We start from the raw sequence: 12,527 nt of genomic DNA, 5'->3' as shown, positions 1-12,527 counted from the left end.
TCCAGAATACAACTCATATTATACGATGCCCAAGCGGCCCACTGACCACCCGGCCGACGCAGCTTCGGCACGGAAATCTTCGCCGGCTTCAAAGCCGTCGCTCCCCGGCCTGCCGCCCTCGCCCGACACACCTACGCCGTTGCTCGGCAATCTGACACCGGCGCAATTCATGCGCCGGTACTGGCAAAAAAAGCCACTGCTGATCCGCCAGGCGATCCCGAACGTGGAGGCGCCGCTGTCGCGCGATGAGTTTTTCGAACTGGCCGACCACGACGAAGTCGAAGCGCGTCTGATCACGCACTTTCGCAACAAATGGCAACTGGAGCACGGCCCGTTCGCGCCTGATGAACTGCCGTCGGTAAAGCAGCGCGCCTGGACCTTGCTCGTGCAAGGCGTAGACCTTTACGACGATCGCGCGCGTGCGTTGCTCGACCGCTTCCGCTTTGTGCCGGACGCACGTCTGGACGATCTGATGATTTCGTATGCGAGCGATGGCGGCGGCGTCGGCCCCCATTTCGACTCCTACGATGTGTTTCTTTTGCAAGTAAAAGGCAAGCGCCGGTGGCGGATCAGTGCACAGAAAGATCTGACACTCCAACCGGGTTTGCCTTTGAAAGTTTTACAGCATTTCGAATCGGAAGATGAATGGTTGCTCGAGCCGGGTGACATGTTGTACCTGCCGCCGCATATCGCCCATGACGGTGTCGCCGAAGGCGAATGCATGACCTGCTCGATCGGTTTTCGCGCGCCCTCGGCGGGCGAGTTGACCGCGCAGTTCCTTTACCATCTGGCCGAACGCGGCGAGTCGACTGCGCGGCCCGAAGCGCTTTATCGCGACCCTCAACAACCCGCGGTCGAACGTCCCGCAGAGCTGCCCGCCGCATTGATCGAACGAGTTGGCGCGATCCTTGCTCGAGTTAAATGGAATGAGCAGGACATTGCATCGTTCCTTGGAACGTACCTCAGCGAACCGAAGCCGAGCGTCGTCTTTGATCCGCCGCAACGGCCGCTCAATGAAGCCCGTTTCATCACTCAGGCGTCGAAGTCCGGCATTCGGCTGGATCGCAAGACTAATTTGTTGTACAACCGCCGTTTTTTCTTCGTAAATGGAGAGGAAATGCCGTTTGATGGCGCAAAAAAGTGGTTGTTTGACCTCGCTGATCATCGGTGTATGAGTGCGAAACGCTTTGTAACACTCTCACACGATTCGTCGGTGACAGCACTGCTTCACGAGTGGTATTGTGCGGGCTGGATACAAGTGGGCGAGCTTGCGTAACTCTGCCTGCCTGTTATACCGTACTGTGAAATTTTGTATGAGAAAGACAACGTATTGACCCCGGATTTATGGATTGTCAGTACGAAAGTGCATATAATTTCCGCCCAAGCCGTAGGGAAGATTCTAGCTCGTCAAAAGAGCGTCTCCACCAGCGGCCCAGGTCGGTGTTGGAGCACATTACCGGTATTATTTTGCGCTGTTGCTTACCTTTAACCATAAAAGGACGTGATCATGAAGAAATCCCTCCTCGTAGCATCCCTGTTGGCAGCTGTAGCACTGGCTGCATGCAACAAGAGCAACGATCAAGCCGCTGCCCCGGCTAGCGACGCAGCTGCTGCTTCGGCACCGGCTGCTGCAGCTTCGGATGCGGCTACGGCTGCTTCGGGTGCTGCTGCTGCGAGCGATGCTGCTGCTTCGGCTACGGACGCTGCTTCGGGTGCGGCGGCTGCTGCAAGCGACGCTGCTACCGCTGCTCCGGCTTCGGGCGCAAGCCAGTAAGCTGTCGCATAGGGTTCGCCTCTGGGCGAGAACTGCCCGGAAAATCAGATCTGATTTTCCGGGCAGTAAAGCAAAACGCCACGGATTCACATCCGTGGCGTTTTGTCATTTAAGCGCCGCTTTTTTGCAACGGCGTGTATCGGATAACTTATTCTGCTGGCGCCGCGCTCTCTTCGAAGAACTCGCGCACCACTTCGATCTCGCGGGTGCGTTTGAATGGCGGCAGGCTCTGCCATATACGGCGCCCATACGGTTTGTCGACGAGACGTGTGTCGCAGATCATCAGCACGCCGCGATCGGTCTCAGCGCGAATCAGACGGCCTGCGCCCTGCTTGAGCGTAATCACAGCCTGCGGCAACTGATGGACCGCGAACGGGCTCAATCCCTTCTTCGTTAGTGCATCCAGACGCGCCGACAACACCGGGTCATCAGGCGGCGCAAACGGCAGCTTGTCGATCACGACCAGCGAAAGCGCATCGCCACGTACGTCCACCCCTTCCCAGAAGCTCTGACTGCCCACCAGAATCGCATTGCCGTAAGCACGGAAGCGATCGAGCAACTCGGTGCGGCTCGCGTCACCCTGCACGAGCAGCGGATAATTCCAGCCGCGTGCTTCGATGGTGTCGCGCAACTTGGCCGAGATGCGGTCCACTGCACGCAACGTCGTGCACAGCATGAATACGCCGCCGCCCGATGCTTCGATGGCGGGCAACGCAGCGTCGAACACGGCGTCGGTAAACATCGGCGACGAAGGCTGCGGCAAATTGCGCGGCACGTACAGAAGCCCTTGCGTCGGATAGTCGAAAGGACTTGGGAGCGTCATCGAACGCTTTGCGTTCAGGCCCATCTGCGCCGCGTAGTGCGTGAAGTCGCCCCGCACCGACAAGGTAGCCGACGTGAAAATCCACGCGCGCGGCACGCCGGCGCGCTGCTTCGCGAAGATCGGCGCGACCGACAGCGGCGTTTCGTGCAACTGCACCGTATGCGCGAAAACTTCGATCCAGCGCACCTTTTCATTCGGATCGGCGCGCTCGGCCTTGCCGTCCGCCGAGGCAGCATCTGCGGCTGCGCGCTCGGTTTCGGTGGGTGGTGTCGTCCAGCCCGCGAGCACGCCTTGCAACTCACGCGCGCGGCGCAAACACGCGCCGATCGATTCGGCTCGCTCGGCCTGACCAGCCAGCGCCGAAGTCAGTGCGTCGAGTTCGGTTTCAAGCGTTTCGAGCGCGGGGAATAAGGGATGATCGCCGGGCAACTGGCCGATCGACAAACGCACCGAGTCTTCCTTGAAAGCGAGCCGCACGTCACGCGCCGCGCGTTCGAGCGTCGAGCCGAGCTTCACCCAATCGACCGATTCGCGCGCGTGACCCAAACCCTCTGCCACGGAATCGCGTGCGAGCTCGAGAAACTGCGCGGTAGAGAGCGTCTCGCCGAAAAACAGTGTCGCGGTTTCCGGCAGTTGATGCGCTTCGTCGAAGATGATGGTATTCGCCGTAGGCAGCAATTCGGCCATGCCGGTATCGCGCAACATGATGTCGGCGAAAAACAGATGGTGATTGACCACCACAATGTCGGCTTGCTGCGCCTCACGACGCGCCTGCATCACAAAGCACTCCTTGTAATGCGGGCACTCCTGGCCAAGACAGTTTTCACGCGTGGATGTCACCATCGACCACACCGCCGCCGTTTCCGGCACGCTCGCGAGTTCGGCCTTGTCGCCGGTGCGCGTGATCTTGGCGAAGCGAATGATGTCCTGCAAATACGAAGTTTCCTGGCGTGACGGCAGCCGGCCGTTATCCGCAGTGCGCTGCAGATAGTAATGGCACAGGTAGTTCGCGCGGCCCTTGAGCATTGCCACCGACACCGGCACAGCGAGTGCGTCGCGCACCGTCGGAATGTCGCGCTGAAAGAGCTGATCCTGCAAATGCTTGGTGCCGGTGGAGACGATCACCTTGCCGCCCCACAACATGGCCGGCACGAGATACGCATAGGTCTTGCCGGTCCCGGTACCCGCTTCCACGATCAGCGTGTTCTCGCTGCCGTCGAGACCATTCGATTCGTCGTTTTCAGCGGTGTCAGCCGATGCATCCGCGCCCGGCGATTGCAGACGTCGCGCCGGACGCTTTTGCGCTTCGAACATCGCGGGTTCAGGCATTGCGCGACCCGACGCTTCCATGGCCGCCGCAACCGCGCGCGACATCTCGATCTGCGACGCGCGCGAGCGATAGCCGTCGATCTGACGGGCGAGCAGGCCGTTGTCGGCGAAAATGTCGTCCAGTTCAGTGACGCGGCGCGGGTTCAGTGACGCGGAGAGCGCAGACGCCGGAGGACGCAGCGCCGGGGTGCCGGCCGCCGGAGCGCCGTCGCCCGCCGTGACATGTGGTGAAGGTTCAAGCGGTGAATTCAAGGCAAGCGTTTCCTGCAAAGTCCGGCGCGCGCGGCGCGACCCGGCACCTGCCAGGCCGCGAACTCAGGCGCGTGCGTCCGGTTCGAGCTGCAATTGCAGCAAGATGATGGTGTCCTTGACTTTGAGTTTGCGCTTTTTCAGGCGCTGCAACTCGAAGTCGTCGATGCCGGGCTCATCCGACATTCGGTCGATCAAACGATCGAGCCCACTATGCTCCGATTCCAGTTGCAGAATACGGTCGCGAAGTGTGTCCGTGGTGATGACGTGATGTTGATCGCGCATGCTCGCCTCCTCTCGTAAGCGGCACGGACTGCGTGATGCAGCCCGTGCCGGAGGTTGCTGTCCGGCTTAAAACGCATTACAGCGACTACGATACTCCGCTCCTGCAACCCTACGAGAGATAAAGACAGCGCAGCGACTACTGTTGTTGCTGTTGCTGCTTCTGCTGCTCTTCGAGTTCCTGCTGCTGTTTCAACTGGTCCTGACGCTTCTGCTCGGCTTTCTCGGCCGCCTGCTTCTGACGCGCTTCGACGTCGGCTTTATGCTGCGCCGCATCGGCCTGCTTCTTCTCAAAGGTCTGCTGCTTTTCGACGCGCTCCTGAGCCTTCTGCGCACCCTGCTGACGTGCCTCATCGAGCTTGCGCTGGAAGTCGCCCTGTTTCTGGTCGTAAGCCTGCTGGTTAGCTGCGGCCTGCGACGGACTGACGCCGCGCTGCGCCTGATCCAGCGCGTGCTGTTGCAACTTCTGCTGATAGGCTTGCGCGTTGGCGTTACGTTGGGGCGCCTCGGCTGCGCGCTGCGCCTGGTCGAGCTGGTGCTGGCGCTGCTTGTCTTCGTAGGCTTGCGCGTTGCGCGCGTCGTCGGCGGCGCGTTGCGGCGCACTCGCTTCGTCTTGCGCGCGTTTGAGCGCTGCCTGCTCGTCACGCTGGCGAGCACGCTGGACACGCTGTTCGCCGTCGAGCGCGAGCTGTTCCTTGCGAATGTCGGCCTGCGCCGAGCGCATGCTGTCGCGCGCCTTGTTCAGACAGTGGTTGACGAAGAACGTACTGTAGCAATCGTGTTCGGCAACCGCATAACGGTAGTTGTTTTCCTCGGTGCGCTGATCCAGGACTTTCTGCCGCGCGTCGAATGCGCTGTCAAGCGATGCCGTGTTATCCGCATTCTCTGCGCTGCCGGCTGTGTCCCCGCCCGTGACACTCGTGGCGCCCGTTGCTCCCGCCGCGCTTGCTGCGTGAGCCCCCGAAGCGGCTGCTGGAGCGAGACTGCTGGCGGTCTCGAGCGGCGCTGCGGATTGCGCCACGGCCGGTGCGGACACGACCAGCGAAGCCGCCATCACGCACGCAGCGAAAAACATTCCATTGGACGGAAACGCTGACCTGAACACGGACCGCGACGCCGATATGCGCGACGTAAGCGACGATCGCGACACATTCAGCGACAGAAAAGACGGCAATTGTGACAAGCGAGAGACCAAGCGGTTGAGGGACAAGGAGGTTGGCAACGTCGTAAATGGTCAACGGAACATGCCTGAAATTCTATCACCCCGCGGTTGAGCCCTTTGGCATTTATGGCAAAATGCCCCGCTCCAGCAACCTGGTCGCAGCGCGCACGCCCAGCGTGGGTCGACGTGCCCAACGTGTGCCGTTACCGCGCGACCTTTGATTGAGTAGCAGGAACACCAAGACCTTATGACGGAAACCGTAGCACTCAAGATCGTACAGCGCATCGCCGCCGAACTGTCCGTCCAGCCGCGCCAGGTCGCGGCCGCGGTGCAACTTCTCGACGAAGGAGCGACTGTTCCGTTCATCGCCCGCTACCGGAAGGAAGTGACCGACAATCTCGACGACACGCAACTGCGTAATCTCGAGGAACGCCTGCTGTACCTGCGCGAGCTGGAAGACCGGCGTGCCACGATCATCGCGAGCATCGACGAACAGGGCAAGCTCACCGACGAGCTGCGTGCCGCGATCGAAGGCGCCGACAGCAAGCAGGTACTGGAAGACCTGTATCTCCCGTACAAGCCCAAGCGCCGCACGCGCGCGCAGATCGCCCGCGAAGCCGGCCTGCAGCCGCTCGCTGACGCCCTGCTGGCCAATCCCCTGCTCGATCCGCAAACCGAAGCCGCTGCCTACGTCGACGCCGAGACAGGTGTCGCCGACATCAAGGCCGCGCTCGACGGCGCGCGCGACATCCTCTCCGAACAGTTCGGCGAAACCGCGGATCTGCTCGGCAAGCTGCGCGACTACCTGTTCAACCAGGGCGTGGTGTCGTCGAAAGTGGTCGAAGGCAAGGAAAACGCGGAAGAAGAGAAATTCCGCGACTACTACGACTACGCGGAAACCATCAGGACGGTGCCGTCGCATCGCGCGCTGGCCCTGTTCCGCGGCCGCAATGCGGGCGTGCTGACGGTCAAGCTGGGCCTCGGCGAAGAACTCGACGCGCAGGTGCCGCATCCGGGCGAAGCGTTGATCGCCCGCCACTTCGGTATCGCCAATCAGAACCGCCCGGGCGACAAGTGGCTCTCAGACGTGTGCCGCTGGTGCTGGCGCGTGAAGGTGCAGCCGCACATCGAAAACGAACTGCTCACCAATCTGCGCGACGAAGCCGAACACGAAGCGATTCGCGTGTTCGCGCGCAACCTGAAGGACTTGCTGCTGGCCGCGCCGGCGGGCCCGAAGGCCGTAATCGGTCTCGATCCGGGTATGCGCACCGGTGTGAAAGTCGCGGTGGTCGATCGGACCGGCAAGGTGCTCGCCACCGACGTGATTTATCCGCACGAGCCGCGCCGCGACTGGGACGGCTCACTCGCCAAGCTCGCGCGCATCTGTGCACAGACGCAAGCGGAATTGATCAGCATCGGCAACGGCACGGCGTCGCGCGAAACGGACAAGCTGGCGAGCGAGCTGATCGCGCGTCATCCGGAGTTCAAGATGCAGAAAATCGTCGTGTCCGAAGCCGGCGCGTCGGTGTACTCGGCCTCTGAACTCGCGGCGAAGGAATTCCCGGACATGGACGTGTCGCTGCGCGGCGCCGTATCGATTGCGCGCCGTCTGCAGGATCCGCTCGCGGAACTGGTCAAGATCGACCCGAAGGCGATCGGCGTCGGCCAATACCAGCACGACGTGAATCAGCGCGAACTGGCCCGCTCGCTCGACGCAGTGGTCGAGGATTGCGTGAACGCGGTCGGTGTGGATGCCAATACGGCATCGGTCGCGTTGCTGGCGCGCGTGTCGGGTCTGAACGCCACGCTGGCTCGCAACATTGTCGACTATCGCGATGCAAACGGCCCGTTCCTGTCGCGCGAGCATCTACGCAAGGTGCCGCGCCTGGGCGACAAAACCTTCGAGCAGGCCGCCGGGTTCCTGCGCATCAACAACGGTGAAAACCCGCTCGATCGTTCGTCGGTTCACCCTGAAGCGTATCCGGTCGTGGAACGCATGCTCGCGAAGATCAGCAAGCATGTCGGCGAAGTGCTCGGCAATCGCGACGCGCTGCGCGGCCTGTCGCCGGCGGAATTCGTCGACGACCGTTTCGGCCTGCCGACCGTGCGCGATATTCTGCTGGAACTCGAAAAGCCGGGCCGCGACCCGCGCCCCGAGTTCAAGACCGCGACCTTCCGTGAAGGCGTCGAGAAGGTCAGTGATCTGATGCCGGGCATGGTGCTCGAAGGCGTCGTGACGAACGTGGCGGCCTTCGGCGCGTTCATCGACATCGGCGTGCACCAGGACGGTCTGGTGCACGTGTCGGCCATGTCGACCAAATTCATCAAAGACCCGCACGAAGTCGTCAAAGCCGGCCAGATCGTCAAGGTGAAGGTGCTGGAAGTCGACGTGAAGCGCCAGCGTATCGCGCTCACCATGCGTCTGGACGACGAGTTCGGCGCAGCAGCAGCACCGCGTAGCGGTGGCGGCGCCCAGCAGGATCACGGCCGCTCCGGCGGCGGTGGACGCGGTGCGCAGCAACAGCGCTCGCGCGAACCGGAAGCAGGCGGCGCAATGGCCGCTGCATTCGCAAAGCTCAAGCAGAAGTAAGCGGCGGCGTCAGCGCGTGATTCACTCACGCGCTGACGCTTACGAGACTGAGCGGCAAAAAAAGCCCACGCAATTGCGTGGGCTTTTTTATCGCTTGCCGCGGGCGCCTCCGAACCTGAATCCGTCCTCAAATCTCGATCTTCGTGCCCAACTCCACGACCCGATTGGCCGGGATGCTGAAGAAATCGGTCGGTTTCGCGGCGTTCTGATGCATCCATGCGAACACACGTTCGCGCCATACCGACATGCCCGGCAACTGCGTTGGCACCACCGTTTCGCGTGCGAGGAAGAACGACGTGTCCATGATCTCGAAGGTCATGTCGTGCGTGCGGCCCACCTCGAGCAGCACCGCCTTCACGTCAGGCGTTTCGTTGAAACCGTACGCCGCCTTGACGAGGTACAGGCCACCGTCGAGATCCTTTACCGTCACGCGTTCAGCATCCTTAACATACGGGATATCGAGCGTCACGAAGGTCAGGAAAATGGTGCGCTCGTGCAGCACCTTGTTGTGCTTCAAGTTGTGCAGCAAGCTCACCGGCACGAGCGTATCGCTGCCCGTCAGATAAATCGCGGTACCCGACACGCGATGCGGCGGATGCGCGAGCAAACCTTGCAGGAACGGCATAAGCGGAATACCGTCTGCGGCCGTGCGCTCCTTGACGATCATCCTGCCCTTGAACCAGGTCATCAGCAAAAAGAACAGGAGCGCGCCGATGCCAAGCGGCAGCCAGCCACCTTCCGCAACCTTGAGCAGATTGGCGCCGAAAAAGCCTAAGTCGACCGCCATGAACACACCGATGATCATCGCCACGAGGAACTTGTTCCAGTTCCACACCTTGACCATCACGACGCAGGCGAGGATCGTGGTAATCACCATGGTGGCAGTCACCGCGATGCCGTAAGCAGCGGCGAGGTTATCCGAACTCTTGAACGCGATCACGATGCACAGAATGATGAACAGCAGCATCCAGTTCACCACCGGCACATAAATCTGGCCGATCGCCAGTTCCGACGTGTGCAGGATCTTCATGCGCGGCACGTAGCCGAGCTGGATCGCCTGGCTCGTCAGCGAATAGGCGCCGGAAATCACCGCCTGCGAGGCGATCACCGTCGCCACTGTCGACAGCACCACGAGGGGCAGCAACGCCCAATCCGGTGCGAGCAGGAAGAATGGGTTTTCGATCGCCTTCGGATCATGCATCAGCAGCGCGCCCTGGCCGAAATAGTTCAGTACCAGCGAAGGCATCACGAGGCAGTACCAGGCCATCCGAATCGGCTTGGCGCCAAAGTGGCCCATGTCGGCGTACAGCGCTTCGGCGCCGGTCAGCACCAGCACGACCGAGCCGAGCACCACGTAAGCCTGCAATACGTGCGCGGCCATGAAGGTGTAGGCGTAGTAAGGGTTCAGTGCGCGGATCACGTTCGGCGATTGCAGAATGTGCCACAGACCCAGCGCTGCGAGCACCAGGAACCACAGCACCATGATCGGACCGAACAGGCGACCGACGGTGGCCGTGCCGTGCCGCTGAATCCAGAACAGCAGCACAAGGATTACCATCGTGAGCGGCAACACCAGGTGGGACAGATGGGGTGCCGCGATTTCAAGACCTTCGACCGCGGAGATTACCGAAATGGCCGGTGTAATCACCGCATCGCCATAGAACATGCAGGCGCCGAAGATGCCGAGCATCATCAGCAAACCGGCCATTTTCGACTTCTGGTCGAGAGAACGCAGCGCCAGCGCCATCAGCGCGAGAACACCGCCTTCGCCGTTGTTGTCGGCGCGCATCACGAACAATACGTACTTGATGCCGACCACGATCACGATCGCCCAGAACAGCAGCGAGATCACGCCCAGAATCGATTGATCGGTCAGCGGAATACCATGTGACGGGCTGAATGCTTCTTTCAGCGAGTACAACGGGCTCGTGCCGATATCGCCGAAGACCACTCCGATCGCGGCAATCGCGAGGGAAGGCAGAGGCTGTTTGTGCACGTGATTGTTATCTGTCATAAACGCGAGGAAATCCGTTCCCTGAGCGGAAAAAACGACCGCTATTCTAAACTGCCCGCCTAGCGCCGCCCGGCTTGTTGTGGATACACCACGTGGATGGTCCGCGAAGTGTAGCACTGCGATTTGGGCAAGTCTGCCTGACACATTCGAGGCACAAAAAAACGGAGCCCAATGGGCTCCGTTCTGCAGACACTGCAATGGTTACGACGCAATAAGTACGGCGTCGTAGCGTGCATCACGTGCCCGACGATCCCTGCTCCTGCTGCGTACCACGCTTGATCCACGCGCCGAGGTTGTGCGGACGAACCGTGTCCCACTCCTCAAACGGCTGGTGAATCCACGGATTGGTAGGCAGATATTGCACGTGGTAGTCGGGCGTCACTTTCGAGCAGCCCTTGTACCAGAGCACAGCCGACCGCACCGCCGTGATCGCCGGATAACGTTCCTTCAAATGCTGCTGTACGCGTGCCAGCGTCACACCTGAATCGACCAGGTCGTCGACCAGCAGCACGTTACCGTGCAGCTCACCGCGCGTCATCGTGATGTATTGCGCGATGTCGAGTTCGCCCTGCTCCATACCGGCCGCTTCGCGGTATGAACTGGTGGCGAGAATCGCCAGCGGCAGATCGTAAATGCGCGAGAGCTGGTCGCCGACGCGCAAACCGCCACGCGCGAGACACAGGATCTTGTCGAACTTCCAACCTGATTCATGCACGGCCAACGCCAGCAGTTCGATCAGCCGGTGATACTCGTCCCAGCCGACCCACAGGTTCTTGTCATCGTTGCGCGGATCTTTCATCGCAATCATGGGTACACCTTGAACCATGGCTTAAACCTTGAACGGATGACGGAGCAGAATCGTTTCGTCGCGATCCGGACCGGTCGACACCATGTCGATCGGAATACCCGCGACTTCCTGCACACGCGTCAGATACGCACGCGCGCTGGCCGGCAGCTTGTCCCATTCCGTGATGCCGACGGTGCTTTCCTTCCAGCCCGCGAAGGTTTCGTACACCGGCACGCAACGCGCGACTTCCGATGCGCCACGCGGCAGCAGGTCGACATTCTTGCCGTCGACCGTGTAGCCGATGCACAGCTTCACTTCGTCGAGGCCGTCGAGCACGTCAAGCTTGGTCATGCACAGGCCCGACACGCCATTGATCTGGATCGAGCGGCGCAGCGCGGCGGCGTCGAGCCAGCCGGTGCGGCGCGGACGGCCGGTAACCGAGCCGAATTCCTTGCCGACCTTGGCGAGTTCCAGGCCGATCGGTTCCTGACGCGCGGCGTTATCCGCGTCGTACAGTTCGCTCGGGAATGGGCCCGAACCGACACGCGTGCAATATGCCTTGGTGATGCCGAGAATGTAGTTCAGCTTTTGCGGACCGACACCCGCACCCGCCGTGGCTGCACCGGCCACGCAATTGCTCGACGTGACGAACGGATAGGTGCCGTGGTCGATGTCGAGCAGCGTGCCTTGCGCGCCTTCGAACAGCAGATTGTTGCCGGCTGCGTTTTCGTCGTACAGGCGACGCGACACGTCGGTCACCATCGGCTTCAGACGGTCGGCATAGCTCAGCATCGTATCGAGCGTTTGCTGGAAGTCGACTGCGGCGACGCCCAGATATTGCGTCAGCACGAAGTTGTGATAGTCGAGGTTTTCACGCAGACGCTCGGCGAAGCTTTCCGGCTCGAACAGGTCCTGTACGCGCAAACCACGGCGCGCCACCTTGTCTTCGTAGGCCGGGCCGATGCCGCGGCCGGTCGTGCCAATCTTGCTCGCACCACGGCGCGCTTCGCGGCCCTGGTCGATGGCAATGTGGTACGGCAGGATCAACGTGGTGGCTTCGGAAATGAAGAGGCGATTCTGAACGTCGACCCCGGCGGCTTCGAGCTCGCCAATTTCCTTGAACAGCGCTTCCGGCGACAACACGACGCCATTACCGATGTAGCACGCGACGCCGGGATGCATGATGCCCGACGGGATCAGACGCAAGATGGTTTTCTTGCCGCCGATGATAAGCGTGTGACCGGCATTGTGACCGCCCTGAAAGCGAACGACGCCTTGAGCGTGGTCCGTCAGCCAGTCGACGATCTTGCCCTTGCCTTCATCACCCCACTGGGTCCCCACGACGACGACGTTACGCCCGGGGTTCACATTCACTGCGCTGGCAGACATGTTGTTTCGTAAGCTGGTTAAAAACGTATTCTACCTATGTTCGCGGAACCTTCCGAATTTTTCCGTTTCCGCTCAATGGTATGCACGTTATGGTGGGTATATCGAAAATAGCGCGGCGAGTGGCCGCG

The 12,527-nt window shown here is 61.1% G+C and carries 9 protein-coding genes; 3 read left to right on the top strand and 6 right to left on the bottom strand.

Features of this window, described 5'->3' with window-relative positions:
• Window positions 1-25 precede the first annotated feature (25 nt).
• Together ACUN0E_RS27775 and ACUN0E_RS27770 are read left to right on the top strand one after the other, a co-directional pair.
• Window positions 26-1,276 carry a JmjC domain-containing protein gene (locus ACUN0E_RS27775; RefSeq protein ID WP_445568607.1) on the top strand — a complete coding sequence of 417 codons (1,251 nt, stop codon included), beginning with the start codon at window positions 26-28 and terminating at the stop codon, window positions 1,274-1,276.
• A 231-nt stretch (window positions 1,277-1,507) separates the two neighbouring features.
• Entirely contained in the window at window positions 1,508-1,774 is a 267-nt protein-coding gene (locus ACUN0E_RS27770) for a hypothetical protein (RefSeq protein ID WP_445568606.1), read from the top strand.
• Between the two features lie 148 nt (window positions 1,775-1,922).
• Here ACUN0E_RS27770 and ACUN0E_RS27765 read toward each other — a convergent pair whose 3' ends face one another.
• The 3 genes from ACUN0E_RS27765 to ACUN0E_RS27755 all read right to left on the bottom strand — a co-directional run bounded on the left by ACUN0E_RS27765 (window position 1,923) and on the right by ACUN0E_RS27755 (window position 5,532).
• Window positions 1,923-4,178: an ATP-dependent DNA helicase gene (locus tag ACUN0E_RS27765; protein ID WP_445568605.1), complete on the bottom strand. Its 2,256-nt coding sequence runs from the start codon at window positions 4,176-4,178 to the stop codon at window positions 1,923-1,925.
• A gap of 63 nt (window positions 4,179-4,241) precedes the next feature.
• Window positions 4,242-4,460 (bottom strand): DUF465 domain-containing protein, encoded by a 219-nt coding sequence (locus ACUN0E_RS27760; protein ID WP_074282971.1) that lies wholly within the window; start codon window positions 4,458-4,460, stop codon window positions 4,242-4,244.
• Between the two features lie 136 nt (window positions 4,461-4,596).
• Complete coding sequence (locus ACUN0E_RS27755) at window positions 4,597-5,532, bottom strand: hypothetical protein (RefSeq protein ID WP_445568604.1); 936 nt, start codon at window positions 5,530-5,532, stop codon at window positions 4,597-4,599.
• A 334-nt stretch (window positions 5,533-5,866) separates the two neighbouring features.
• On the opposite strand from ACUN0E_RS27755, the gene ACUN0E_RS27750 reads away from it, so the two are divergent.
• Entirely contained in the window at window positions 5,867-8,209 is a 2,343-nt protein-coding gene (locus ACUN0E_RS27750; protein WP_445568603.1) for a Tex family protein, read from the top strand.
• A gap of 127 nt (window positions 8,210-8,336) precedes the next feature.
• Here the strand turns inward: ACUN0E_RS27750 and ACUN0E_RS27745 are convergent, their stop codons facing one another.
• The 3 genes from ACUN0E_RS27745 to ACUN0E_RS27735 all read right to left on the bottom strand — a co-directional run bounded on the left by ACUN0E_RS27745 (window position 8,337) and on the right by ACUN0E_RS27735 (window position 12,399).
• Window positions 8,337-10,223 carry a potassium transporter Kup gene (locus tag ACUN0E_RS27745; RefSeq protein ID WP_445568602.1) on the bottom strand — a complete coding sequence of 629 codons (1,887 nt, stop codon included), beginning with the start codon at window positions 10,221-10,223 and terminating at the stop codon, window positions 8,337-8,339.
• Between the two features lie 235 nt (window positions 10,224-10,458).
• Window positions 10,459-11,049, bottom strand: coding sequence for a phosphoribosyltransferase (locus tag ACUN0E_RS27740; protein ID WP_408227150.1), 591 nt, complete (start codon window positions 11,047-11,049; stop codon window positions 10,459-10,461).
• Window positions 11,050-11,052: 3 nt separating this feature from the next.
• Complete coding sequence (locus ACUN0E_RS27735) at window positions 11,053-12,399, bottom strand: adenylosuccinate synthase (protein ID WP_408227153.1); 1,347 nt, start codon at window positions 12,397-12,399, stop codon at window positions 11,053-11,055.
• Between the last annotated feature and the right edge of the window lie 128 nt (window positions 12,400-12,527).

The organism is Paraburkholderia sp. D1E (assembly GCF_052682275.1).
This window is presented reverse-complemented; position numbering and strand designations above follow the sequence as displayed.

Bases quoted from the DNA above. Each gene is read 5' to 3' on its own strand.
- ACUN0E_RS27745 (WP_445568602.1), bottom strand. From the start codon at position 10,223: ATGACAGATAACAATCACGTGCACAAACAGCCTCTGCCTTCCCTCGCG.
- ACUN0E_RS27755 (WP_445568604.1), bottom strand. From the start codon at position 5,532: ATGTTTTTCGCTGCGTGCGTGATGGCGGCTTCGCTGGTCGTGTCCGCA.
- ACUN0E_RS27740 (WP_408227150.1), bottom strand. From the start codon at position 11,049: ATGGTTCAAGGTGTACCCATGATTGCGATGAAAGATCCGCGCAACGAT.
- ACUN0E_RS27760 (WP_074282971.1), bottom strand. From the start codon at position 4,460: ATGCGCGATCAACATCACGTCATCACCACGGACACACTTCGCGACCGT.
- ACUN0E_RS27735 (WP_408227153.1), bottom strand. From the start codon at position 12,399: ATGTCTGCCAGCGCAGTGAATGTGAACCCCGGGCGTAACGTCGTCGTC.
- ACUN0E_RS27775 (WP_445568607.1), top strand. From the start codon at position 26: ATGCCCAAGCGGCCCACTGACCACCCGGCCGACGCAGCTTCGGCACGG.
- ACUN0E_RS27770 (WP_445568606.1), top strand. From the start codon at position 1,508: ATGAAGAAATCCCTCCTCGTAGCATCCCTGTTGGCAGCTGTAGCACTG.
- ACUN0E_RS27750 (WP_445568603.1), top strand. From the start codon at position 5,867: ATGACGGAAACCGTAGCACTCAAGATCGTACAGCGCATCGCCGCCGAA.